The 24,544-nt window shown below is 68.5% G+C and carries 21 protein-coding genes and 2 tRNA genes; 18 read left to right on the forward strand and 5 right to left on the reverse strand.

Annotated elements, in window-relative coordinates; genetic code table 11:
* Nucleotides 1-17 precede the first annotated feature (17 nt).
* Complete coding sequence (locus JQX13_RS03920; RefSeq protein WP_203407734.1) at nucleotides 18-1,583, reverse strand: FAD-dependent monooxygenase; 1,566 nt, start codon at nucleotides 1,581-1,583, stop codon at nucleotides 18-20.
* A 90-nt stretch (nucleotides 1,584-1,673) separates the two neighbouring features.
* Between JQX13_RS03920 and JQX13_RS03925 the strand changes: the two genes are divergently transcribed.
* The 3 genes from JQX13_RS03925 (at nucleotide 1,674) to JQX13_RS03935 (ending at nucleotide 4,552) form a co-directional block, all read left to right on the forward strand.
* A complete protein-coding gene (locus tag JQX13_RS03925; RefSeq protein ID WP_203407735.1) occupies nucleotides 1,674-2,411 on the forward strand; it encodes a TetR/AcrR family transcriptional regulator C-terminal domain-containing protein in 738 nt (245 codons plus the stop codon).
* A 420-nt stretch (nucleotides 2,412-2,831) separates the two neighbouring features.
* On the forward strand, nucleotides 2,832-4,004 hold the full coding sequence (locus JQX13_RS03930) for an FAD-dependent monooxygenase (RefSeq protein WP_203407736.1): 1,173 nt from the start codon (nucleotides 2,832-2,834) through the stop codon (nucleotides 4,002-4,004).
* Nucleotides 4,001-4,552, forward strand: a complete 552-nt coding sequence (locus JQX13_RS03935; RefSeq protein WP_203407737.1) for a GNAT family N-acetyltransferase — start codon at nucleotides 4,001-4,003, stop codon at nucleotides 4,550-4,552. The genes JQX13_RS03930 and JQX13_RS03935 overlap by 4 nt, the downstream gene beginning before the upstream one ends.
* On the opposite strand, the gene rsgA is transcribed toward JQX13_RS03935, so the two are convergent.
* Entirely contained in the window at nucleotides 4,521-5,597 is a 1,077-nt protein-coding gene (rsgA, locus tag JQX13_RS03940) for a ribosome small subunit-dependent GTPase A (RefSeq protein ID WP_203407738.1), read from the reverse strand. The genes JQX13_RS03935 and rsgA overlap by 32 nt on opposite strands.
* Nucleotides 5,598-5,864: 267 nt before the next feature.
* Here rsgA and JQX13_RS03945 point away from each other — a divergent pair, with 267 nt between their 5' ends.
* Nucleotides 5,865-6,407 (forward strand): chloramphenicol phosphotransferase CPT family protein, encoded by a 543-nt coding sequence (locus JQX13_RS03945; RefSeq protein ID WP_203407739.1) that lies wholly within the window; start codon nucleotides 5,865-5,867, stop codon nucleotides 6,405-6,407.
* 10 nt (nucleotides 6,408-6,417) lie between these two features.
* Here the strand turns inward: JQX13_RS03945 and JQX13_RS03950 are convergent, their stop codons facing one another.
* Nucleotides 6,418-6,960 (reverse strand): GNAT family N-acetyltransferase, encoded by a 543-nt coding sequence (locus JQX13_RS03950; protein ID WP_203407740.1) that lies wholly within the window; start codon nucleotides 6,958-6,960, stop codon nucleotides 6,418-6,420.
* Nucleotides 6,961-7,188: 228 nt separating this feature from the next.
* Here JQX13_RS03950 and JQX13_RS03955 point away from each other — a divergent pair, with 228 nt between their 5' ends.
* Nucleotides 7,189-8,268: a DUF3616 domain-containing protein gene (locus tag JQX13_RS03955; protein WP_203407741.1), complete on the forward strand. Its 1,080-nt coding sequence runs from the start codon at nucleotides 7,189-7,191 to the stop codon at nucleotides 8,266-8,268.
* A 23-nt stretch (nucleotides 8,269-8,291) separates the two neighbouring features.
* On the opposite strand, the gene JQX13_RS03960 is transcribed toward JQX13_RS03955, so the two are convergent.
* Nucleotides 8,292-8,810 carry a GNAT family N-acetyltransferase gene (locus tag JQX13_RS03960; RefSeq protein ID WP_203407742.1) on the reverse strand — a complete coding sequence of 173 codons (519 nt, stop codon included), beginning with the start codon at nucleotides 8,808-8,810 and terminating at the stop codon, nucleotides 8,292-8,294.
* A 349-nt stretch (nucleotides 8,811-9,159) separates the two neighbouring features.
* Between JQX13_RS03960 and JQX13_RS03965 the strand changes: the two genes are divergently transcribed.
* From JQX13_RS03965 to JQX13_RS04025, 13 genes are all read left to right on the forward strand, one after another.
* Nucleotides 9,160-9,230, forward strand: a tRNA-Gly gene (locus JQX13_RS03965).
* Between the two features lie 10 nt (nucleotides 9,231-9,240).
* A tRNA-Ala gene (locus tag JQX13_RS03970) sits at nucleotides 9,241-9,311 on the forward strand.
* Between the two features lie 485 nt (nucleotides 9,312-9,796).
* Entirely contained in the window at nucleotides 9,797-10,687 is an 891-nt protein-coding gene (locus JQX13_RS03975; protein ID WP_203407743.1) for a hypothetical protein, read from the forward strand.
* A 400-nt stretch (nucleotides 10,688-11,087) separates the two neighbouring features.
* Nucleotides 11,088-11,588: a GNAT family N-acetyltransferase gene (locus tag JQX13_RS03980; RefSeq protein ID WP_239014522.1), complete on the forward strand. Its 501-nt coding sequence runs from the start codon at nucleotides 11,088-11,090 to the stop codon at nucleotides 11,586-11,588.
* 30 nt (nucleotides 11,589-11,618) lie between these two features.
* Complete coding sequence (locus tag JQX13_RS03985) at nucleotides 11,619-12,854, forward strand: serine hydrolase domain-containing protein (protein WP_203407745.1); 1,236 nt, start codon at nucleotides 11,619-11,621, stop codon at nucleotides 12,852-12,854.
* Between the two features lie 44 nt (nucleotides 12,855-12,898).
* Entirely contained in the window at nucleotides 12,899-14,011 is a 1,113-nt protein-coding gene (locus JQX13_RS03990) for a sensor histidine kinase (protein WP_239014523.1), read from the forward strand.
* A gap of 179 nt (nucleotides 14,012-14,190) precedes the next feature.
* Nucleotides 14,191-15,312, forward strand: a complete 1,122-nt coding sequence (locus JQX13_RS03995; protein ID WP_203407747.1) for a polysaccharide export protein — start codon at nucleotides 14,191-14,193, stop codon at nucleotides 15,310-15,312.
* Entirely contained in the window at nucleotides 15,309-17,531 is a 2,223-nt protein-coding gene (locus JQX13_RS55250; protein WP_203407748.1) for a polysaccharide biosynthesis tyrosine autokinase, read from the forward strand. The genes JQX13_RS03995 and JQX13_RS55250 overlap by 4 nt, the downstream gene beginning before the upstream one ends.
* 20 nt (nucleotides 17,532-17,551) lie before the next feature.
* Nucleotides 17,552-18,808 carry an O-antigen ligase family protein gene (locus JQX13_RS04005; RefSeq protein WP_203407749.1) on the forward strand — a complete coding sequence of 419 codons (1,257 nt, stop codon included), beginning with the start codon at nucleotides 17,552-17,554 and terminating at the stop codon, nucleotides 18,806-18,808.
* 1 nt (nucleotide 18,809) lies between these two features.
* Nucleotides 18,810-20,027: a glycosyltransferase family 4 protein gene (locus JQX13_RS04010; RefSeq protein ID WP_203407750.1), complete on the forward strand. Its 1,218-nt coding sequence runs from the start codon at nucleotides 18,810-18,812 to the stop codon at nucleotides 20,025-20,027.
* On the forward strand, nucleotides 20,024-21,328 hold the full coding sequence (locus JQX13_RS04015; protein ID WP_203407751.1) for a lipopolysaccharide biosynthesis protein: 1,305 nt from the start codon (nucleotides 20,024-20,026) through the stop codon (nucleotides 21,326-21,328). The genes JQX13_RS04010 and JQX13_RS04015 overlap by 4 nt, the downstream gene beginning before the upstream one ends.
* Before the next feature lie 164 nt (nucleotides 21,329-21,492).
* The gene (locus JQX13_RS04020) at nucleotides 21,493-22,794 is read left to right on the forward strand and encodes a UDP-glucose dehydrogenase family protein (protein ID WP_203407752.1); all 1,302 of its coding nucleotides are present in this window, start codon (nucleotides 21,493-21,495) and stop codon (nucleotides 22,792-22,794) included.
* A gap of 5 nt (nucleotides 22,795-22,799) precedes the next feature.
* Nucleotides 22,800-23,465 (forward strand): sugar transferase, encoded by a 666-nt coding sequence (locus JQX13_RS04025; RefSeq protein WP_203407753.1) that lies wholly within the window; start codon nucleotides 22,800-22,802, stop codon nucleotides 23,463-23,465.
* Here JQX13_RS04025 and JQX13_RS04030 read toward each other — a convergent pair.
* Nucleotides 23,398-24,537: a DegT/DnrJ/EryC1/StrS family aminotransferase gene (locus JQX13_RS04030; protein ID WP_203407754.1), complete on the reverse strand. Its 1,140-nt coding sequence runs from the start codon at nucleotides 24,535-24,537 to the stop codon at nucleotides 23,398-23,400. The genes JQX13_RS04025 and JQX13_RS04030 overlap by 68 nt on opposite strands.
* Nucleotides 24,538-24,544: the final 7 nt, after the last annotated feature.

The following is a 24,544-nucleotide window of genomic DNA, read 5'->3' on the forward strand; positions in this document are numbered from 1 at the left end:
CCTGATGGAGCCTCGAGCTAGCGCGTGGCGCACGACACCCGCCTGAGGGCATCGCCGAGCAAACGGAGTGGATCCGCGGATAGCTCGATCGCTCGCCAGGCCACGTAGCCATCCGGACGGATCAGCGAGGCCCCTCCCGTCCCGAGGCCAAACGCCGTCCGGAAGGCGTTCTCATCGGACGGACGCACCTCGACGCCGATGCGGAGGCACTGCACGTCGATACCCAATTGCTTGCCGACTTGCGCTACGGCAGGGCACCACCGCTCGTCCAGGGCGAGCAGCACCCAACCTCGCTGGAACAAGTCGAGCGTGGACACCCGCTCGTCGTCTTTGAACACCCACGCATGCGGCGCGCGCGTGCCGGGTTGACCGGCCCACTGCTCGGGCCGCAGCGCGGATGGAAGCTCGTTGCCGGCATCGAGCACCGCGGTCGAGCGATACAACTGACCGAACTCCATCGCGGCGTCGTCGATGATCGGCACCTTCCTGGAGCCCTCCGCCGCGTCCGCCGCGTAGTCGTCCCGGGCGAATAGCTGCTCATGTCGGAGCCATGCGATCGGGCGCCGTTCGGCATCGTAGGTATCGAGCAGCCGCGGCGCCGACGCACCAGAGAGGACCGCGGACAACTTCCACGCGAGATTGTGGGCATCCTCGATGCCGGTGTTCGCACCATAGCCACCCCGAGTCGGTGGCAGGGTGTGCGCGGCATCTCCGGCCAGGAAGATCCTTCCGGACGCGAAGCTGTCCGCGATGCGTGCGCTCAGCTCCCAACGGCCGGTGGTGATGAGCTCGACCTCGAGGTCCGTCCTGCCAATCGCCTTGGACACCATCACCCTCAGCGTGCCTTCGTCGCGTTCCTCGTCATCCGAGAACATCAGCACCCAGCGACCATCGCCGTAGGTCGTGAGGAACGCCTTGAATCCCGGCTGGTCGATGTTGAACTGCGAGACCCCCGCTCGAAGGTACTCCTCGAGCGGAGCCCGGAAGAGAACGCTTCGCAGCGTCCGGATATGGCCGCGTCCCGTCCGGCCGATCCCCAATGCCTCGCGAATCGGGCTGTCATGACCATCCGCCGCGATCAGATACGCAGCCCGCATCGCGTACTCTCGTCCATCGCGAGCGCGCAGCGAGGCGACGACACCGTCGGCATTCTGATCGAAGCCGATCAGCTCCGTTTCGAGCCGGATGTCGGCACCGAGAGAGAGCGCTTTCTCACGAAGGATGGGCTCGAGACGATCCTGGGAGAGCGCGGCGCCCGCGCACGGCGAGTACTCAAGCCTGGGCGCCTGCCGGGTCTCGGGTGTCCATGGGGTCTCCTCGAACCACTTTCCGGCCAGACTCTCGACCCGGCCCCGGCGCAGCCGGAAGTCGGCCGGCACCTGCGGAATGCGGGAGCCCAGCCCGACCGCGCGAAAGAGCTCCATCGTCCTCGGCGTGTAGCCGATCGCACGCGGATGCGGTGAGCTGCCAGGGTGCCGCTCGACGAGAACGGTTGGCACACCACGCCACGAGAGGAACATCGCGGCAGACAAGCCCACCAGGCCGCCCCCGACCACGAGCACTGAGGTTGAATCCGTTTTCATCACCGCCTCCAATACACCGTATCGACAAATACAGTGTATCGGGCGACCAGGGTTGTCAACCACGTTCCATTCGGGACAAGAAGGGCCGCGATGACCGCTCGACAGAAACCGCCCGCGGCCGATGCGGCTCTCATCTGGGAGCGCCCCGAGCCCGCGAACCGTCCCGCCCCCGGACCCCTGAGCAGGGAGCGGATCGTGCGCGCCGCCATCGCGTTGGCCGACAAGGACGGCCTCGCCTCGGTGTCGTTGCGAAAGGTTGGAGCCGAGCTCAATGCCGGGCCGATGCGGCTCTACGGCTATCTCTCCACCAAGGAGGAGCTGCTCGAGCTCATGGTGGACGCGGTCTACGGCGAAATGGCGTCCGCCGGGCCGATCCGCGGAGACTGGCGCGAGGCGCTCCGGTCGATCGCGCAGCGCACCCGGCAGGCGGCCAAGAAGCACAAGTGGTTCATCGACCTGCTGGGAGGCCGCCATCATCTCGGCCCGAATGCCCTCGCCCATCTCGAGGCGTCACTCGCCGCGTTGAGCGAGACGCCGGGCTTCGAGAACATCGATGACGTCCTCCAGGCCGTCGGGACGGTCAATGCCTACGTCATCGGCGCGCTCCTGAGCGAAGCCAGCGAGCTGCGTGCCGAGCTCGAGAGCGGCATGAACGAGACGGAATGGCAGAACGCCACGTGGCCCTACATCCAGCGGATGATCGCCACCGGCCGCTTCCCGACGCTCGCCAGGGTGGTTCGGGACGCCACCCACCCCTCGTCCGAGGTCCGATTCGACAGGGGGCTGGACTGCGTGCTCGACGGCATCGCGGCGCGACTTCCTCGCTGAACGATTCAACGGGGGAAACATTTGAAACGTTCGTTGTCTGGCGGAGCGCCGGGGCCCACCGGGTGATGGAGGGAGGGCACGTACGCGGAAAGCGGGTGTTCGTCACGTGGGCCCGGAAGTCAGGTCCGCACTGCACCCGCCGTCATTCCAGACAACGAAGTCCCAGCATCCCACCCTTTCGCGCCCGGCCGACGAGGCCCTACACGCCACCGCACTCTGACTGCCGGGGTCGCGGGTTCGAATCCCGCCGGGTCCACTCTCACGGGCCCGTAGCTCAGATGGTAGAGCACGAATTGACGGCTTCCTCACTCGGGCGCAAAGCTTTCCGTCAGTACCAGAGGGCGGCCCCCTGTTACGGGGGCCGCCCTCCGCTTTGATGCACACCGGAGCCGAGAGGCGCTGACGACAGAGGGACGAGGCATGCACACGGCTGAGCGGACGGCATTGATCATCGGTGGAGGCCTGGGCGGTTTGACGGCGGCGCTCGCCTTGCACCAGCGGGGCTGGCGGGTGGAGGTTTTCGAGCAGGCGCCCCAGCTCCGGGAGGTGGGCTCGGGGCTGATGCTCTCCCCCAACGCCATGCGCGTCCTGTTCGGGCTGGGACTGCGGCACGCGGTGGAGCGGGGAGTCGTGGTGACCCAGGCGGAGATGTGTACATGGCGGGGGACGGCGCTGACGAAGGAGCGAACGGAGGAACTGCCCTGCGAGGGGGCACCGCCCGTGCTCTTCCACCGGGCGGCCGTGCATGGCGCCCTGAACGAGGCGCTGGGTGACGAGATTCCGGTGCACCTGGGGGCGCGGCTGGCCCGCTTCGAGGAGGACGGGGCCGGGGTAGTGGCGCACTTCGAGGACGGACGGGCGGCGAGGGGCGAGCTGTTGGTGGGAGCGGATGGGTTGCGCTCGGCGGTGCGTGCGCAGCTGCACCCGGGAGAGCCCTTGCGCTATGCCGGCCATCCCTGCTGGCGCGGACTGGCGCGTGGTTTCGAGCACCCGGGACTGCCGCGGGGGATGCTGCGCGAGACGCAGGGCCAAGGGGCACGCTTCGGCATGGGTCATGTGCGCGAGGACGTCGTCTACTGGTGGGCCACCGCCGACTGGCCCCAGGGGCAGCCGGTCCCGGGGGGCGACAAGGCCTTCCTGCGGGAGGTCTTCCGGACGGCCCATGCACCCATCCCGGAGCTCATCGCCGCCACGGACGAAGCGGACCTGCTGCGCAACGATCTCCTCGATCGGCCGCCGCTCGAGCGGTGGGGGCGGGGCCGGGTGACGCTACTGGGGGACGCGGCGCATCCCATGATGCCCAACCTGGGGCAGGGGGCGTGCTCGGCCATCGAGGATGGGGGCGTACTGGCCCAGGCGTTGAGCGGGACGGAGAACATCGAGCACGGCCTGCGGGATTACGAGGCCCGGCGCCGGGAGCGCACCGCGTGGCTGCAGCGGACTTCGTGGCGCTTCGGTGTCATTGGCCAGTGGAAGCACCCGCTCGCCGTCTGGATGCGCGAGCAGTCCATCCGGCTGGCCCCGGCGCGTGTCATGCGACGGCAGTACGAACAGCTCTGGGGCTGGCGGCTGGAGTCGGGTGCTTCGAGATGACCGGTACCCTCACCGTGCGCCCCTACGCGCCATCCGATTGGGAGGCGATCAATCGCATCCACGACGCTGCCCGTGTCGACGAACTGGCCTCTTCCGTGGGAGTGGAGGCCTTCCTTCCCCTGCGGCAGACGTTCGAGAATGAAGGACTCTTCGATGGCCTCGTCTGGGTTGCCGAGCTCGATGGAGTCGTCGCGGGATTCCTCGCGTTCTCCGACGACGAGGTCACCTGGATGTACGTTGCTCCCGAGCTCTACCGACGCGGCGTTGGCCGCGCCCTGCTTCGACACGCCCTGAGCCAGGCAGGGGAGCGCGTCGAGCTCACGGTGCTCGACGGCAATCACCCGGCCCGCGCGTTGTACGAGAGCGAGGGCTTCGTCCTCGAGCGCACGACGAGCGGCAAGCTCGTCGGAAACGAGGCATTCGACGCGACCGGCCACACGCTCGTCTGGCACCGGACAGGTGACCTCCCGGCCTCGGCGACTCCGAGGCCAGGAGGAGTAGCGCTCCAGCGCCCCCTCACTTCCGTCGCTTGGGATGGAGCCGACTGATCTCGCGCCCCATACGACCGAACTGCTTCTCCTTGCGGTGCTGTTCCTGGCGGGCCCAGCCATCCTGGCGCGCGGCCTGATGGGCCTGCTCGCGGGCGAGCTTGTGCAGGCTCGACAGACGCGCCTCGTCGAGCTCGCCGCGTGCGACGGCCTCTCGAACCACGCAGCCCGGTTCATGCGCGTGGGTGCAGTCCCTGAAGCGGCACTCGGCGGCCAGGGTCTCGATGTCCGTGAAGACTCCGGCCAGGGAGGAGGACTGGGCCCAGAGCTGAAGCTCTCTCAGCCCCGGCGTGTCCACGAGAAGGGCCTGGGCGCCATTCTCGAGGGGTACCGGGAGGAGCTGGCGATGGGTGGTGGTATGCCTGCCCTTCTCGTCCACTTCGCGCACCTCGCCCGTGGCGAGCACCTCGGCTCCGAGCAGGCGGTTGATCAGGGTGGACTTGCCCACGCCGGAGGAGCCCACCACCGCCACGGTGCAACCCGCGTGGAGATGGACACGAAGCGCATCCATCCCCGAGGCGTGGAGCGCGCTCACCGCGAGCACTGGCACACCGGGGGCCACCGCGCCGAGCTCGGCCACGAGCGCGTCGACATCGGGGCTCAGGTCAGCCTTGTTCACCACCACGATGGGCTCCGCGCCACCGCCCTGGACTGCCACCAGGTAGCGCTCGACGCGGCGGGGGTTGAAGTCACGACCCGTGGAAGTGACGACGAACACCTTGTCCACATTGGCCGCGAGGATCTGGGCCCGCGTGCGCCGGCCCGCGGACTGACGAACGATCCGGGTTCGCCGCTGGAAAAGGTGGACGATTCGAGCCGGCTGGCCGGGTTGAATCGCGACCCAATCCCCCACGGCGGGCATGTCTTCCGACGTGAAGCTGAAGCGTCCGGCCAGCACCGCTTCGGCCTCGCCGGCCGTGGTGAATGTCAGGTAGCGCGATCCGTGCTCCAGCGCCACGCGGGCTGGAACGAGTGAGGAATCAGAGAGGGTATCGAACTGCGATTGAAGGTCCGGGCCGAAGCCCAGGTTGGAAAGGGAGAACAAGACACACTGCTCCTACGGACGGCTGGTTCACGACCAGGAGGCCGTCGGGCAGAGCAGGGACTCCGTCAGCGAGAGGAAACGTCAGCGCGCCGGAGGGCTGCCCGGAAGAACGGCCTCGACTTGAAGGAGCTTGTTCTGGACATCCATAGGCGTTCTCCGGGCACACGCCCTGGGGGCGTGGGGTGTTCCCCTCATGAATAACATCGGACGGCGCTCGACCCAATCCACTGACAGGTCTGAGTGTAGATTCCCATCAGCGAGGAGCCCATGCAATTGAGCGGAAACGTCATCGTGCTGAATGCTCCTTCGGTCGCGGGCAAGACGAGCATCCAGAAGAAGCTCCAGGAGCTCCTCGAGGAGCCCTACCTGGCAATGGGGATCGACTCGATCCTCGTCGCCATGCTGCCGACGCGCTACTTCATGGGCTCGCATCCTGATGGAGAGCAGGTGCTCAATGGCGCGCCCGCCATGGACGAGAACGGCTCGCCACTCTTCACGCTGCGTTTCGGACCCAAGGGGCAGCGAGTCATCGCAGGCATGCACCATGCCATCGCGGCGTTCGCGGAGCAGGGCAACAACGTCATCGAGGACTACATCCTCTACGAGCGCGAATGGCTCCCCGACTTCGCGAATGCGCTGCGCTCCGTCAACGCGTATTTCGTTGGGGTGCGAATTCCCCTGGAGGCCCTCGAGGAGCGGGAGCGGCAGCGGGCGACGTCTCCACGAGGACATGCCAGCTCCATCCAGGGCGGGTGGGCACTCCGCCAGACCAAGGCCCGGGTCGCGCCACTCCACGAAGGGTGGCGCTAGAGGACGAGCCTCACTTCCGTCGCGCCCGCCACTCCTCGCGGCTCTGCCCCCAGGCCTCGATGACTGCGGTGTCATAGGGCGGTGGCAGCTTCACCGGGCCTTTCACTCGCGAACCCAGCCGGCGGGCGACCTCCTGGGACGGCGTGTTCTCCGGAGCGATGCAGTGGATGACCTCCGTCCATCCGAGATGGTCGAAGGCCCAGTCGATGGAGGCCGTCGCCGCCTCGGTGGCGTAACCCTTGCCCCAGCAATCGCGAATCAGGCCCCAGCCAACCTCCGTGCCCGGCCAGCCCTCCGGCTTCCACGGACCCACGCGGCCCACCCAGCGGCCCGTGGACTTCTCCAGCACGGAGAACATGGCGAAGCCCTGCAGCGCCCACGAACCCGCCATCGCGCTCATCGCCCGCCAGACCATCGAGCGGGGCTGGACGCCTCCGATGAAGCGCGCGGACTCCGGATCCCCCGCGAGGGTCACGAAGCCCTCCAGATCCTCCAGCGCCGTGGGGCGCAGGATGAGGCGTGCGGTCTCGATCGTGGGTCCAGGGGCGATCATCTGCGGTCTCCGAGGTGACGAATGGACGGGAAGCCGGTGAATCCTACTGGACCCCGCGCGGGTTCCGCTCGGCCGTTTCCATGGGATGACAGCTGCTCGCGGCCTGTGTTCCTCCGGCTACACTGGAGGCATGCTCGCCCGCGGCCATGACGCACGCATCTTCGAGGCCCCGGTTGCCTCACTCGATGGACGTGCTTAAGCGGAAGGCTCCTGTTCTGGAGGACTTTCATGCTGCTTGCCCCTCTCCTCGGCCGTGTCCTGCTGCGCTTCGACGCCGGAAAGGAGGAGCTTCACGAAGATCTCTCCGCGGCGGTCTTCTCCGCCGACGGTGGCCTCTGGGTGGCCTCGGACGAGCACCACTCACTCGAGCGCTTCTCCCCGGTGAACCCACGTGTCTTCGGCGAGCACCGGCACTTCGTCATGGCGGACCTGCTCGGGGAGGAGGTCCGCGAGGAGGTGGACATCGAGGCGCTGGACTTCCAGGACGGACACCTGTGGTTCGTGGGCTCGCACAGCGCGAAGCGCAAGAAGCCCAAGGGCAAGACGATGGTGAAGGATCTCGAGCGCCTGGCCACCGTGGAGCACCAGCCCTGGCGCTTCCTGCTCGCCCGCGTGCCGCTACCGGAGTCCGCGTCGGGCTCGGCCCGCCCGGCGAAGCTCATGCGCACGGAGGGCCGGGAGGGCCCGGGGGTGAACGTGCTCGTGGAGCTGCTGCGCCAGGATCCCCACCTGGGGCCCTTCCTCGCGCCCGCCTCGCCGGACGACCCGGACGGCGCCCTGGCCATCCCCAGCAAGGACAACGGGCTGGACATCGAGGGGCTCGCCGTCCATGGGGACCGGATCTTCCTCGGGCTCCGGGGCCCCGTGCTGCGCGGCTACGCCGTCATCCTGGAACTGGAGGTGGAGGAGGTGGGCAACGGCCTGCTGGCGCCCCGGCGGACGAAGAAGGGCAGCCCCTATCACAAACACTTCCTGGATCTGGACGGCCTGGGCATCCGCGAGCTGTGCCGCCATGGAGAGGACCTGCTCATCCTCGCGGGGCCCACCATGCCAGTGGATGGACCCATCCGGCTGTTCCGATTGCACAAGGGCCTGCTGCTCTCCGGAGACACCCTCCATCCGCAGGAGAAGGGCGTGCTGGAGCCGCTCTTCGACCTGAAGAACGGGAGCAGGGACGACAACGCCGAGGGCGTGGCCGTGTTCTCCTGGTTCGCGCCGAACGACTCCGTGCTCGTCGTCTACGACACCCCCTCGCCCCAGCGCCGTTACGAGCCGGACGGCGTGCTCGCCGACGTGTTCCGGCTCTGAAGCCCCGGTAGTACCCTGCCCGTCTACGCCGCCAAATACACGGCACTCGCGATGCCCTCGTAGTCGATGATCCGGTCGCGCCGCATCCCGAGCCGCTCCGCCACGCGGAGGGAGGGCACGTTCTCCAGGTTGATGATGGCCACCACCGGAACGTCGGGGACGTGCTTCCGGGCCAACGACAGGGCCACGCGAGCCGCTTCCGTCGCATACCCCGACCCCCACGACCGGGAACTGAACCGGTAGGCGAGGTTGAGCACCCTCTGTCCTTCGAGCTCCTTGTGGCGCACGCCACTGAAGCCCACGACAGTCCCGGGCATGTCGCGCCGCTCAACGGCCCAGTACCCCACGCCGTGACGCGCCCAGTCTCCCAGCCACAGCGCCAACAGCTCGCGTGCGGCGTCCAGGGAGCGCAGGGCCGCGGAGGGATTGAACCGGTTCGTCTCCGGGTCTCCATGCAGCGTGAACACCGCGTCCAGGTCACCCTCCTGGATGCGGCGGAGCAGGAGCCGCTCGGTCATCGTGCGCTCGAAGTCTTGAATCATGGCCGCGCAGAGTGCGCCCAATGCCGACCGCCTGCAACCGAGCCGTTGGATGACGAGTCCGGCAGGCTCTCGGTGATCCGCCGAGCCCCAAGCGCCCAGGGATGATTCGTGGGCTGTCAGGAAGCATTTCCCGCCGCGTCTTTTCTCGCTGAAAGGAGCGGTGCTCATGGCAACGGTGACGAAGCAGAATGCGATGAACCTGGCCCCCGCTCCGGTCTTCTCCGCCGGACCCCGGCTGTATCGCGGCAGTCCATCCGGTCTCTGAATGTCGACGCGTCCTCCCTCCCGAGGCGCTGTCGACCAGAGGCCGGGTTCCCGAAGGGGAACCCGGCCTCTCGTTTTTTCGAACGCGGGCGTCGTTCAGTGGCAGGACACCGGTCTCCCATACCGGCAACACGGGTTCGAATCCCGTCACCCGCTTCACGTTTCTGGGCTCGTAGTTCAGCGGGAGAATTCTCGGTTTGCACCCGAGAGACCCGGGTTCGAATCCCGGCGGGTCCACTTCCTCAGAAGCCGCACTCGATGGCGTCGACGTCGAACCCGGCCCTTCCGGGTTCAATTCCTAGCAGCCCCGTCTGCATCGAGCCCCCGGTCAGATACCATTGCCCGTCTTCGATCCCGACGGAGACGTACTCGCCCCCCGCCCCGGAAGTTCCCCCCCAAGGACCCGAGCATGCAGGTGCGCTCGATCACGTCCGACTGGATCTCCGCGCCGAGGAAGTACTTTCAGGTGCACCGATTCGTTCGGGGATGCGCCTGCCCCCCCACCCGGCTCAATCCGCAAATCGTCGCCTCGTCGAGTCGGCTGGTCTGGTCACTGTCCGTCAGCTCACGCCATGGCCGTTCGTGAACAACGAAGTGGTGTCAAATGGCCACCCGTACGTATTCGATTTACAGGATTGGTGAGAAATTCTCCTGGAGCCCAACTTCGTTTCCGGACCTCTCAGGGACAGGGTGTCCACTTCGGGCTCGGGGGGAGAAGCCAGATGAAGCGTATGGAATTGCTCGGAGTGCTCCTGCTGACACTCACGGGGGGCTGTGGCGTGCAGGAAATGCCCACCGCTCCATCCCGGAAGCCCGGCCACACGGTCCAGGACCTCGAGATGGAGAATAGCTTGACGACCAACGGGCTCGCATTCAACGGGCTCGCATTCAATGGCCTCGCATTCAATGGCCTCGCATTCAATGGCTTGTCGAGCAGCGTTTTCTCCGCATGGTTCCAGCGGCACCCGGAGGAATCCAACCTCTTCATGAAGTACCTCGTCCGGTGCGCCGTTCCGCCCGGTCAGACCCGGACGTACTCCCATGGCGGTATCACCTATACCTGGTCCGGCGGCCTGGGGCTGGCGCCGAGCTGGGCCAGCGGCTCGCCCGTGACCCTGAGGGAACAGCAGGTCGTCAGCGCGTGCCTGGCCGCCCTCGTCAACAAATACGGGCGCAACGTCACCGTCTCCCTCCTGGGCATGAGCGCGATGGGGCAGCGCATCCCCTACACGGCATCGGAGCTGAACAACTACTCGCTGCGGGAAGCCTGCTTCTTCGGCAACCTCTTCAACGACGAGGGGCTCTTCGTCGGTAATGATCAGGGGCTGCTGAGCACGAACCAGAGCAGCTTCCGCGCCTGCGCGCTCTGGGCCCCCAACACGTGCCCGCCGCTCACCCATATCGGCAGCTGCCACACCAGCTGCCAGCATGACGCCACGGGGACGTACTTCACGCAGTGCACCCGCGGAGGAATCACCTACCCCGCCATCACCACCCGGATCCGCCCCCAGGACATCTCCACGTGCGGTGACGGCATTTGTCAGCCCTCCGAGCTCTGCGGCAACAGCAACCGCGCCAGCAGCTGCAAGGATTGTGGCAGATGCCCCCGCTGAACCCAGGCGATGCGGCTCATTCCGGTGCGGAGCCCCCCGCGGAATTGCCGCGAGGCGTGAGCCCTCCGTGCGCTGGCGCACGCAGCCCCGGGGTGTGATCTCCACGCAGGCCTCCGCCTGCCGGACATAGGCACGACAGGGAGAGAGGGAGGCGGCTCCGGGCTCCTCTTCTTGCCGTCCCCACATGCGACCAGGGCCAGAGAGAGCATCCATCCCTACATCGTCCGCTTTCCCGTGCAACCTCCCGCACTCGCGGCGCTACGCTGGCCATGGGGAGCCGCACTCGCAGGAAACTCCCGGGACTTCTGCTGGAAACAAGACAGGCCACGCCCCCGGGGAGGGCGCTTGTCGGACGCTCGAACCTGATCTAGTCGGGCATTCCATGCAAAGCGAAGCCCTCGTGAGGACAGAACAACCCCAGGACGTCGAGGCCGTGCGGCACGTGAACACGCTCGCTTTCGGGCGAGCCGCGGAGGCAGCGCTCGTCGATGCGCTTCGCGCCGCGGGTGGCGTCACGCTGTCGCTCGTCGCGGAGGTGGACGGGCAGCTCGTCGGGCACATCCTCTTCTCTCCCGTCGAGCTCGACAGGAATGGCGACCGTGACGTCGCCGTGGGCCTGGCTCCCATGGCCGTGCTTCCGGACCACCAGCGACACGGCATCGGCTCGAAGCTCATTCGTGCCGGACTCGACCGGCTTCGCGAGGCCGGGCACGGAGCCGTCGTGGTGCTCGGACATCCCGACTACTACCCGCGCTTCGGCTTCGCACGCGCGAGCCGCTTCGGCCTGAGGTGGGAGGTGGAGTGCCCTGACGAAGCCTTCATGGCCCTGGAGCTTCGCGAAGGATTTCTTGGTACGCGGCCCGGCATCGTGCGCTACCGGCCGGAATTCGGCGCGGTGTAACGGAATCGGACGCACGAGGAGAATCAACACATGAAGGAGTTCGGCATCGACATCGACCCGCGAGAGGTCGGCCTGGACGCACAGCGACTGCAACGCATCGATACACACTTCCGCCGGTACGTCGACGACGGGCGACTCGCGGGCTGGCAGGTGATGGTTTCACGCCACGGCAAGGTCGCGCACCTGACGTCGTATGGGCTCGCCGACAGGGAGGCCCATCGCGCGGTGGAGACGGACACCCTCTGGCGCATCTACTCCATGACGAAGCCGATCACCTCTGTCGCGGCGATGATGCTGTGGGAGCAGGGCGCGTTCGAGCTCTCCGACCCCGTCAGCCGGTGGCTGCCCGAATTCGCCCAGCCGCGCGTCTACGTCGCGGGGCCCGCGGCCCGCCCCATCACCGTGCCCGCGACCGAACCCATCCGCGTGTGGCACCTGCTCACGCACACCGCGGGGTTGACGTATGGCTTCCACCGGGTGCACGTCACCGACGAGCTCTACCGGCTCCGCGGCTTCGAGACCGACGCACCCGATGGCTTCGATCTGGCCGCGTGCGTCCGAGCCTGGGCGGAGCTCCCACTCGCGTTCCAGCCCGGCGCGGAGTGGAACTACTCGGTGGCCACGGACGTGCTCGGCCGGCTCGTCGAGGTCGTCTCCGGACAGACGCTCGACGCGTTCTTCGCCGAGCGCATCTTCGAGCCGCTCGGAATGAAGGACACCGCGTTCTGGTGTCCCGAGGACCGGCAGGGACGCCTGGCCGCGCTGTACACGCCCTCCTCCGGGCCCATCCGGGCGGTCCGCGCCGACACGCTCGGCAAGAAGGTGACGAAGCCGCCCGCCTGGCTGTCGGGCGGTGGCGGACTGGTGTCGACGACGCGTGACTACACGCGCTTCACCTGGATGCTGCTGAACGGCGGCGAGCTCGAGGGCGCGCGGCTGCTCTCACCGCGTACCCTCCACTACATGACGCGCAATCACCTGCCCGGGGGGGCGGACCTCACCGCCTTCGGTCGACCGCTGTTCGCGGAGACACGGTACGACGGAGTCGGGTTCGGGCTCGGCTTCGGCGTGGTCGTCGACCCCGTCGCCTACCGCACCCTGACGAGCGTGGGCGAATACCATTGGGGCGGCATGGCGAGCACCGGGTTCTGGGTCGACCCGGAGGAGGACCTGACCGTCGTCTTCATGACCCAACTGCTCCCCTCGAGCACCTACCCACTCCGCTCACAGCTGCGCCAGCTCGTCTATCAGGCGCTCGTCGATTGAGCCTCCCGCCCTCTTCGCGCCCCGGTGATTCGTTGCCCCTATTCTTGGAAACAGCCGAAGAGCGGCTCCGGGTGGTGCTCCACCTCACGGACAGCATCATCTTCGAGTTCGACGCCGAGGGCCGTTACCTCACGGCGTGGACCCGATCCGACGAACTGCTCGCGAAGCCCCGGGAGGAGCTGCTGGGACGCCCCCTCTCCGAGGTGGTCGATCCCCATGTCTCCGCCCTGTTCATGGCGAGCATCCAACGCGTGCTGGAGCGGGAGCAGCCCGAGCGCTTCGAGTACTCGTTGGAGATGGCGGGTGGGCGCCGCTGGTTCAGCGCCGACGCGATGCTGGTGCCGCAACGGAAGAGCGTGGCCTACCTGATCCGGGACATCACCCAGCAGAAGACGCTCGAGCTGCGCCTGCTCCAGGCGGACCGATTGACGGCGCTGGGGACGTTGGCCGCGGGGGTGGCGCACGAGGTCAACAACCCCCTGGGCTACCTCTCTTCCAATCTCAACTTCGTGGCGGAGGGGCTCGCGGAGGTACGGCAGGCCCTGGCTGGCGCCACGGGAGTGCCAGAGCTCGCCCGGCTGGAGTCCACGCTGAAGGAGTGTGAAGAGGCGCTCTCCGAGGCGCAACAGGGCACCTCGCGCATCCGCGAGGTGGTGGGACACCTGAAGACCTTCGCGCGAGGGGATGACACGGGCGCGGAGCAGCGGGCGGATGTCCGGCGGGCGATGGAGCTGTCCATCCGCATGGTCCTGCCGGAGCTCCGGCACCGGGCCCGTCTGCTCTGGGAGCCGGTGGAGGTACCGCTGGTGCGCGGCAACGAAGCGTACCTGGAGCAGGTGTTCCTCAACCTGCTGCTCAACGCCGCCCAGGCCATCCCAGAGGGAGCGCCGGGGGAGAACAGCGTGGAGGCCCGCGTGCGCGCGGAAGGCGGCAAGGTGGTGATCGAGATCCAGGACACCGGCGAGGGCATCCCTCCCGAGAACCTGAAGCGCATCTTCGATCCGTTCTTCACCACCCGGCCCGTGGGCGTGGGAGCGGGCCTGGGGCTGGCCATCTGCCACGGACTCGTCACCACGATGCAGGGAGAGCTCACCGTGGAGAGTACCGTGGGCAAGGGCACCTGCTTCCGCGTGCTCCTGCCCACCGCTGATACGTGACTCGCCCTGGAGGGTCGCCTTCCGGACACCCCCGATGCGCATGTGTTTGCATGCGCCCCATCGGATCGGAACAATCCCTCGGCCTCGAGGCAAAACGTCCTTCTCTCCCCCCCTCGATGATCGTGTTCAACCGGCTTCTCGGGGTCGGGGGAACCTCCGGGAGCCTCTGGAGATGATCGATGAGGCGCGTCCTGCTACTGGCCTGGGTGCTGTGCACGAGCGCGTGTGCATGGGGTCCCGGCATGTATATGGACGAGGGCGCGTTCCGAGAGCGGTACGCCGGAAAGGCAGACTCGGGCACCGATGACGCATTCGAGATCGTTCCCATCGATGCGGCCCTGTTGAGCAAACAACAGGAGGCGCGCCTGCGGATGCGGCCCGCCCCGCTGAAGGATCCGCTGGCGGAGCTCGCGGCGGACTACAACTACCGGGTGACCGCGCATGACGTGCTGAGCGTCATCGTCTGGGACCACCCCGAGCTCACCATCCCAGCGGGCGAGTTCCGCTCCCCCGAGTCCACCGGCCACCCGGTGTCCGCCGATGGGACGATGTTCTTCCCCCATGCCGGGGTCGTCCAGGTCGCGGGAAAGACGCTGCGGGAGATCCGGGAGCTGCTGACGCAACGGCTGACCCACGTCATCGAGAAGCCGCAGCTCGACGTGCGCGTGGTGGGCTTCCGGGGTCAGAAGGTCCAAGTCACCGGAGAGGTGGTCGCCCCCAGCAGCATCCCCATCACGGACGTTCCCCTGAGGGTGCAGGACGCCATCAGCCAGGCACGAGGGCCCACCCTGGAGGCCGACCTGAGTGACGTCACGCTCACCCGGGGCGGAAAGACCTTCACCCTGAATCTACAGGCGCTCTACGAACAGGGGGACATCAGCCAGAACTGGCTCCTGCAGGACGGAGACATCGTCCACGTCTCCGACCGGAGCCGGAACAAGGTCTTCGTCCTCGGAGAGGTCCGCAAGCCCTCCTCGCGCGTCATGGTGAAGGGCCGGATGACGCTCGCGGAGGCCATCGGCGACACCGAGGGCTTCGATCCGGTCAGCTCGAACCCGGCGAAGGTCTATGTCATCCGCGGGAGCTTCGAGCGGCCCACCATCTACAAACTCGATGCCAGCTCGCCGGATGCGCTCCTGCTCGCGACGCAGTTCCAACTTCAACCACACGACGTTGTGTTCGTCTCGCCGCACAACTTGACACGTTGGAATCGCATCATCAGTCAAATCCAGCCAACAGTTCAGATGCTCTGGCAGGCAATAGATATGGGGAACAGGGCGGTCATATACCCGCCCCCATGACGAGCCCCCCCAGCCGCGCGGCTCCCACCCGCGCCAGCCCCGGAGCACCCGAAGACGAGCTCGATCTGCGCCGGCACCTGGGCATCCTGCTTGAGCGCCGCTGGTCGATCGTCGCGATGCTCGCCCTGACGCTCGTGGGCGGTGTCCTGTACATGCTCGCCGCGCCGCCCATCTACCGCGCGAATACCGTCCTCCAGATCGAGAAGAAGGCCAACCGGCTCGGAGAGCTCGACGAGCTGCTCGCGGATCTCTCCGGAGAGACGTCCACGGAGATGGAGCTCCTCAGCTCACGTGCACTGCTGGGGAGGGTCGTCGACGAGCTCCGGTTGGACGTGGTGGCCACTCCGCGACACTTTCCGCTGCTGGGCGCGGCACTCGCCCGCGAGCACGAGGGGCCGGGCCTCGCCGAACCCCGGTGGTACCTGGAGCAGTTCGCCTGGGGAGGAGAGCGCATCCAGGTGGAGCGGGTGAGCGTGCCACCGGAGCTGGAGGACGTCCCGCTCGAGCTCGTGGCGGGCGAGGCCGGTTCCTACACGCTCCTCGACCCGGACTCCCACCCGCTCCTCAACGGGCAGGTGGGCGCGCTGGCGGCGACGACACCGGGCTCGGCCCAGCAGGTGGAGCTCCTCGTCTCCGAGCTCGAGGCCCGCCCGGGGACCCGGTTCTGGGTGACCCGGCGCTCCCGCCTCGAGGTGGTGGAGGAGCTCCAGCGCGCACTGCGTCTGAGCGAGAAGGGCACCAACACCGGCGTCCTCACCGCCGTCCTCGAGGGGCCGGAGCCGGCGAGGCTCTCCGCGACGCTCGAGGCCATCGCGCACCATTACGTCCGCCAGAATGTCGAGCGCAGGAGCGAGGAGGCGGAGAGGACGCTGGCGTTCCTCGACACCCAGCTGCCCGGCCTGCGCGAGGAGCTGGAGCGCGCGGAGGCGGCCCTGAGCGCCCACCGCGCCGGGAAGGGGAGCGTCGATATCGGGCTGGAGGCCCAGGCGATCCTGGAGCGAAGCGTCGATATCGAGAAGTCGCTCTCCGCGCTCTCGCTCGAGCGCTCCGAGCTACGACAGCGCTTCACCGACAACCATCCGGTGCTCGTCGCCACGAGCCGGAAGCTGGAGCGGCTGCGGGCCGACCGGGAATCCATCAATGCCCAGCTCAAGAGCCTGCCGAGCGCGGAGCTCAAGTCGGCCCAGCTCATGCGGGACGTGACGGTCGCCACCGAGCTGTACCTCCAGCTCAACAACAAGGCCCAGGAGTACCGGGTCCTGAAGTCGAGCATCGCCGGCAACGCGCGGATCCTCGATGAGCCCGTGGTGACCCGCAAGCCGGTGCGCCCCAGCAAGCCGGGCGTGCTCGCTGTCAGCCTCGTGCTGGGGCTGACGCTCGGAGTCGCGTACGCCTTCGCCCGGCAGGCGCTCCGCCAGGGGGTCTCGGATCCCACCACGCTCGAGGCGGCGCTCGGGGTGCCTGTCCACGCCGCCATCCCCCTCGGCGGGAGCCGGTCGCGCCGGACCCGCGGAAAGCGGGCATCCGAGCGCGAGGTGCTCACCATCCTGGCCCGGACCCATCCGCGCGACCTGGTCACCGAGTGCCTGCGCGGCCTGAGGACCCGCCTCCTGTTGGCGCTGAAGGACGCACCCAATAACGTGATCGCCATCACCGGGCCGAGCCCGGGAGTGGGCACGTCCTTCGTCGCCGTCAACCTCGCCTGGGTGCTGGCGGACTCCGGCAAGCGCGTCCTGCTCGTGGACGCCAACCTGCGCGGGGGGCGGCTCCATCGCTATTTCCGGACCGGGCGCGCCCAGGGACTCTCCGAGGTCCTCGGCGGCACGGCCGAGCTGGAGCAAGCGGTGCAGCGGGTTCCCGGACAGAGCCTGTCCTTCCTGTCCACGGGCGACCTTCCACCCAACCCCGCCGAGCTGCTGATGAGCGACGCCTTCACGGCGCTCGTGGCGCGGATGTCGGCCGGGTACGACCTGGTCCTCATCGACACGCCCCCCATCCTGGCGGTGACCGACGCGGCGCTCGTGGGCCGGCACGCGGGCATGAACCTCGCCGTGGTGCGCGCGGACTCCCACCCGATGAGGGAGATCGCCTCGGCCCTCCACCGGCTCGAGCAGGACGGCGTCCTGGTGAAGGGGGTCGTCTTCAACGGAGTGCCGCGCTCGGCGACGGGACGCACCGTGAGCGGCATCTACCAGTACGAGTACCCGACCGTGAGCTGAGCGCAGGCTGGAGCCACCCCATGAGATGGATCCGATGCGCAGGACTGGGCTTCATCGCCGCGCTCTACGTGCTGGCGGGCCGCTGGGGCTTCCACCGACTGGCCTCCGCGAATCCCGAGCCGGACCCGTTCCTGGAGCTGCGGCTGTGGCTCGTCATGGGAGGGCTGGTGCTCGCCACCGTGGGGCTGGTCCACCGGGCCCACCGCGCGGCGAGGCCGGGCGAGACCCGGCTCGATACCCGGCTCTCGACGGCGCTGCTGATGTTCCTCGGATACCTGTGCACCAGTGCGCTCTGGGCGCCCGACGCGGGCTTCGCCCTGGAGAAGCTCTACGACCTCGTCCTGGTCGGAGTGATGAGCGTGGGCTTCGGGCTCGCCGCGCTCCGCCAGCCCGCGGAGCGTGTGCTGGACGCATTCTGGGGCGTGGTGGTCGCGGCCACGGCGATGCTGGCGCTCACCGGAATGAACCAACTGCTGGGCAGCGGTGGCGGCGCGCGGCTGGCGGTCCTGGGGGGAGGACCGAACGTCTTCGCCCGGCTCATGGGGATGCTCGCGCTCGGCTCCCTGTACTTCTGGGACCGGCGGGGGCGGACGTGGCTCTGGATTCCGCTGGCGGCCACCGGAGTGCTCCTCGCGCTGCTCACCGGCTCACGGGGTGGAACGGCCGCCATCATCGCGGGTGTCACCACGTTCCTCGTGGTGGGACGCATCCCGCTGCGCCGGCTCGTCCTCCTGTCGCTGCTCGCCACGGCCGCCGTCGTGGTGGCGACCACGCTCTCGCCCCTGGGCAAGGCGCTGAACCGCTCCATGGAGGAGCGCTTCCTCCGCCTGACGCTGAAGTACGAGGGAGGCAGTGACTCGGAGAGCAAGGTGTACCTCTCGGGGCGCGAGTCCCTGTATGCCGCCGCGTACGAGCTCGGGCTCGACAACCCGGTGGCGGGGGCCGGACTCGCGGCGTTTCCCGCGCTCGGGCTGGGGGTCTATCCCCACAACATCTTCCTCGAGGTGTTCTGCGAGGGCGGCGCGCTGGGCCTCGCCTTCCTCGGGTGGGTACTGCTCACCTTTCTCCTCTCGGCGTTCCGAGGGCGGCGCTGCCTCGATGGAGCGACCGTCGGCGCGGTGATGCTCGTGTTGCTCGGCAGCCAGTCCAGCGGCGACCTCTACGACAGCCGGGCCCTCTTCCTTCTGATGGTGATGTCCTCGTGCACCACGGCCCCGAGGACCGCGCCGGTTCCCTCCCCTCCCCTTGCCCAACCCGCCGTCCATGGAGCCACCTGAGATGAAGATCATCTACCTTCACCAGTATTTCACCACGCCCGCGATGCATGGCGGTACCCGGTCCTACGAGCTCGCCCGGCGCCTGGTGGGCATGGGACACGAGGTGCACATGGTGACCTCGGATACCGAGCCGACGCAGGACACGAAGGGATGGCGCGAGACGAACGAGAGCGGCATCCACGTGCACTGGCTCCCGGTGCCCTACTCCAACTCGATGACGTACGCGGACCGGATGCGCGCCTTCAGCCGCTTCGCCGTCAACTCCGCGCACCGGGCGATGAAGCTCTCGGGTGACGTGGTCTTCGCCACGAGCACGCCGCTGACCATCGCGGTCCCGGGCATCCTCGCCTCGCGCTGGAACAACAAACCCATGGTCTTCGAGGTGAGGGATCTCTGGCCCGCCATTCCCATCGCCGTCGGCGCCCTCAAGAGCCGCCCGGCGATCCTCGCCGCCCAGATGCTCGAGCGGGCCGCCTACGCGGGAGCGGCGCACATCGTCGCGCTCTCGCCGGGCATGAAGGCCGGCGTGGAGGCGGCGGGCGTGTCCCCGGAGAAGATCACCGTCATCCCGAACCTCTGCGATCCGGAACGCTTCCAGGTCCCGGCCTCGGCGGGCGAGGCCTTCCGGCGCAAGTACCCGTGGCTGGGGGAGAGGCCCATGGTCCTGTACGCGGGCACCCTGGGCCTGGTGAACGGGGTCGACTACCTCGTCCGGATCGCCGCGGACATGCTGACACGCGACCCGGAGGTGCGCTTCGTCATCATGGGGCACGGACGGGAGGAGAAGGCCCTGCACGAGCTCGCCGAGCGGCTCGGCGTGCGCGACCGCAACCTCTTCTTCCTGCCTGGCGTGCCCAAGGCGGAGATTCCCGCGGTGCTCTCCGCCGCCAGCATCGCCACCTCCCTCTTCACCGACGTGCCGGGCATGCAGGACAACTCCGCCAACAAGTTCTTCGACGCGCTCGCCGCGGGCCGGCCGCTCGCGCTCAACTACGGCGGCTGGCAGGCGGAGCTCCTCGAGCGGGAGCAGTTCGGCCTGTACCTGCCGCCCAAGGACGTCGCTGGCGCGAGCGCGTTGCTGGCGAGCAGGGTGCGCGACTCGCGGTGGCTCACCGAGGCGGGGGAGCGGGCGGGACGGCTCGGAAGGGAGCGATTCTCCGCGGACTCCGCGGCCCGCCGGCTCGCCGAGGTGCTGCAACGCGCGGTGGGCCGGGCGTGACGCGGCGGTCGGTGGGGGGCAACTTCGCGTGGACGCTCTCGGCCGGGCTCGTGTACGCGCTCGCCCAATGGGGCGTGCTGGTGGCCTGCGCCCGGCTCGGCACCATGGAGCTGCTCGGCGAATTCGCCCTCGGCCTGGCCATCACCGCGCCGGTGATGCTCCTCGCGCGGATGAACCTGCGCACGCTCCAGGCCACCGACGCCCGGTGCGCCTACGGGTTCGAGCACTATCTCGGGCTGATGGTGCTCAACGTGCTCGGAGGCGTGCTGCTGTGCTGTGCCATCGGGTGGGTGGTGGGGTATTCGGCGCGCTCCAGCCTCGTCATCACGCTGCTGGCGCTGGCCAAGGGGTTCGAGGCCCTCAGCGAGGTGTTCTACGGGGCCCTGCAGAAGGCCGAGCGGATGGGCCTCATCGCCCGCTCGATCATCGCCAAGAGCGCGCTCTCCGTGGTGCTCGTGGTGCTCGCGCTCCTGAGCACGAGGAGCGCGGCCGCCGCAGCCGCCGCGCTGGGGTTCGCCTGGGCCATCGTGCTCTTCCTGTTCGACACACACGCCTACCGGCGCGTGTTCGGTGGGGAGCGCCCCTGGAGCCTGCTGTGGCGGACGTCCTGGCGCGACCAGGGCGTGCGCCTGAAGAGCCTGCTGGGGCTCGCCTATGCGCTTGGAATCACCGCCCTGCTGAGCTCGCTGCGGCCCAACGTCCCCCGCTATATGTTGGAGGCGCACTTCGGCCAGGCCGAGCTGGGCATGTTCGCCGCGCTCGCCTACTTCACGGCATTGGGAGGCCGGGTGGTCCATGCGCTCGGGCAGGCGGTGAGCCCCCGGCTGGGGCGCTACCACGCGGCGGGAGAGCAGCGCCGTTACGGCCGAGCGCTCGCGGGCTTCACGGGAGGGGCCGCGCTGGTGGGTGTCTGTGCCATCGCCGGTGCGGTGCTCTTCGGACAGTGGGCGCTGACGCTCTTCTATGGGGCCGCCTACGCACGAAACCTCGAGCTGTTCGTCTGGCTCATGGTGGCCGCCGCGCTGGAGTACGTCTGCGTGAGCCTGCAATTCGGGCTCACGGCGGCGCGGGAGTTGAAGGCACAGGCGCTCATGCTCACCGCCTCTGTCGTGGTGGTCGCGCTGGGGAGCGCGTGGTGGGTGCCCACCGTGGGGACCGTGGGTGCGGCGTGGGCCCTGGCGTTGGGCTGGCTCGTCGAGCTGGGCGCGAGCGCGTGGCTCTCCGTGCGTGCATGGAGGCGCCTGGGTCTCCAGGAGGTGGGGACGGCGCCACGAGGTGCCCCTGAGGCCGCGTCGAGGTGACGGGCCAGTGCTCGTACGCCAACACATGGCCAGTCCCCTGGGACGAGTGGTGGGCGCGCCAGGCAGCACCTACGATCCTGCTCGCTCCGAGCGCTCGGCGCTGCCGGGAGTCGCCGGTACCGGCCCCATCAGAAGGGCTTGGGTTGGGGCGAGGACGGGCGCACATGAAGATCTCGGTCATCGGTACGGGTTACGTGGGCCTCGTGGCAGGGGCCTGTTTCGCGGACTCGGGCAACGACGTCGTCTGCGTGGACATCAACGCCGAGAAGATCGCGCGGCTGCGCGCGGGCGAGGTCCCCATCTACGAGCCGGGGTTGGAGGAGCTCATCGTGCGCAACGTGCGCGAGGGGCGGCTCTCCTTCACCACGGACCTGGCGGGCACCGTGGGGGAAACCCAGGTGGTCTTCATCGCCGTGGGGACACCCGAGGGTGAGAGCGGAGACGCGGACCTGAGCTACGTCCTCGGCGCCGCGGAGGCGATCGGACGTGCCCTGCGCCAGTACACCGTCGTGGTGGACAAGAGCACCGTCCCGGTGGGCACGGCGGAGCGGGTCCGGCGCACCATCGCCGCGGTGACCCGGGTCGAGTTCGACGTGGTCTCCAACCCCGAGTTCCTCAAGGAAGGCGCGGCGATCGAGGACTTCACCAGGCCCGACCGGGTGGTCATCGGGACGGACAGCGAGCGGGCCCGCGCCATCATGGCCGACCTCCATGCCCCCTTCGTGCGCACGGGCAAGCCCCTGCTCTTCATGGATGCCGCCAGCGCGGAGCTGACGAAGTACGCGGCCAACGCGATGCTCGCGACCCGCATCTCCTTCATGAACGACATCGCCTGCCTCTGCGAGAAGGTGGGCGCGGACGTGGAGATGGTGCGAAGGGGCATGGGGGCGGACAAGCGCATCGGCCACTCGTTCCTCTTCCCGGGCGTGGGCTACGGCGGCAGCTGCTTCCCCAAGGACGTGAAGGCACTGGGCGCCACCGCGCGGGAGGTGGGCGTCGAGCTGGACCTGCTACGGGCCGTGGAGCGCACCAACGAGCGGCAGAAGCGGCTGCTCGTGCACAAGGCGTTGCGCCACTTCGGCCCCTCGCTCGAGGGGCGCCAGCTGGGCGTGTGGGGCCTCTCCTTCAAGCCGAGGACGGATGACATGCGGGAGGCGCCTTCCGTGGAGATCATCGAGGGGCTGCTGGCCAAGGGCGCGCGCATCATCGCGCACGACCCCGTCGCCACGGCCAGCGCGCGGCGGGTATTCGGCAACCGCATCACCTACGCGCCCGGCCCCTACGCCGCAGCCGAAGGCGCCGACGCGCTCTTCATCGTCACCGAGTGGAACGAGTTCCGCCACCCCGACTTCGAGCGCCTGAAGCACATCATGAAGACGCCCCTCATCTTCGACGGCAGGAACCTCTTCGAGCCCGAACGGATGCGCGCGCGCGGCTTCACCTACTTCTGCCTGGGACGGGGATGAAACACATGCAACGACAGATGGGAGCGGGGCTGTTCCTCAAACAGTGCATCGACCGGCTGGCCGCCACCGCGGGGCTGGTGTGCCTCGCCCCGGTGATGGCCGCCACGGCCCTGGCCATCCGCGCCACGATGGGCGGCCCCGTCCTCTTCCGACAGGTGCGCCCGGGACGCGGAGGAAGGACGTTCCAGCTCGTGAAGTTCCGCACCATGCTCGATGCGAAGGACGCGGACGGAAATCCGCTCCCTGACGAGCAGCGCCTCACCCGTGTCGGACGCTTCCTGCGCGCGACGAGCCTGGACGAGCTCCCACAGTTGTGGAACGTGCTGCGCGGCGACATGAGCCTGGTGGGGCCGCGCCCGCTGCTGGTCGAATACCTGCCGCGCTACTCCGCCGAGCAGGCCCGGCGCCACGACGTGCTCCCGGGCATCACCGGCTGGGCGCAGGTGAACGGGCGCAACGCACTGGGCTGGGAGGAACGGTTCCGCCTGGACGTCTGGTACGTGGACAACTGGAGCCTGGCGCTGGACGCGAAGATTCTCGCGATGACCCTCCTGCGTGTCGTGCAGCGCCAGGGCATCTCCCACGCGGGAGACGCGACGATGTTCAAGTTCCTCGGCAACGAGCCACGGACCGCACCACCTCCACGACCCGCGACAAGTCGTCGGGCGTGAGGTTGGAGCCGGACGGCAGGCAGAGCCCGTGATGGAACAACTCCTCCGCGACGCCGCCTCCCCGCCGCTCGAACGCGGCGAAGACCGGCTGCAGGTGCATGGGCTTCCACACGGGCCGGGCCTCGATGTCCTCCCGCTCGAGCGCGATCCGCACCGCCTCCCGGTCCGCGCCGAAGCGCTCCGGGTCGATGGTGAGTGTCGTCAGCCAGCGCGTGTGGCGCCCCCAGGGCGCCTCGGGCATGAACGTGATTCCCGGCACTCCGGCGAGGGCGCGCACGTAGAACTCGTAGTTCCTGCGCCGCGCGGCGACCCGGTCCTCGAGCACCCGCAGTTGCCCCCGGCCGATCGCCGCCAGCACGTTGCTGAGGCGGTAGTTGTAGCCGATCTCGGAGTGCTGATAGTGCGGCGCGGGGTCTCGCGCCTGGGTGGCGAGCTTGAGCGCGTGACGGACGAGCGCCTCGTCGGACGACACCAGCATCCCTCCACCCGAGGTGGTGAGGATCTTGTTGCCATTGAAGGAGTAGATGCCCACGCGGCCCAGCGTGCCCGGGACACGCCCCTTGTACGTGCTCCCCAGCGCCTCGGCGGCATCCTCCACGACGGGCACGCCGTGGCGCTCACACACGGCCAGGATGGGGTCCAGGTCGGCGCTCTGTCCGTAGAGGTGGACCACGACGACCGCGCGCGGCAGCCGTCCGGACCTGGCGCGCACCTCGAGCTCCTCGCTCAACAGCGCGGGGTCCATGTTCCAGGAGGTGCGCTCGCTGTCGATGAAGACGGGGGACGCCCCCAGGTACCGGATGGGGTTCACCGAGGCCGAGAAGGTGAGTGTGCTCACCAGCACCTCGTCACCCGGAGAGACCCCGACCAGTTGCAGGGCGAGGTGGAGCGCGGCCGTGCCGGAGCTCAACGCGAGCGCGTGCGGCGCTCCGACGCACCGGGCGAACTCCTCCTGGAACGCCTCGACGTGAGGGCCCAGCGGAGCGATCCAATTGCTCGCGAACGCCTCGTCGACGAATCCGCGCTCGAGATTGCCCAGGTGAGGCGATGACAGGTAGATGCGCTGAGGCATGTGGGGC

Origin of the sequence: Archangium violaceum, assembly GCF_016859125.1 — a bacterium.
GTDB lineage: Bacteria > Myxococcota > Myxococcia > Myxococcales > Myxococcaceae > Archangium > Archangium violaceum_A.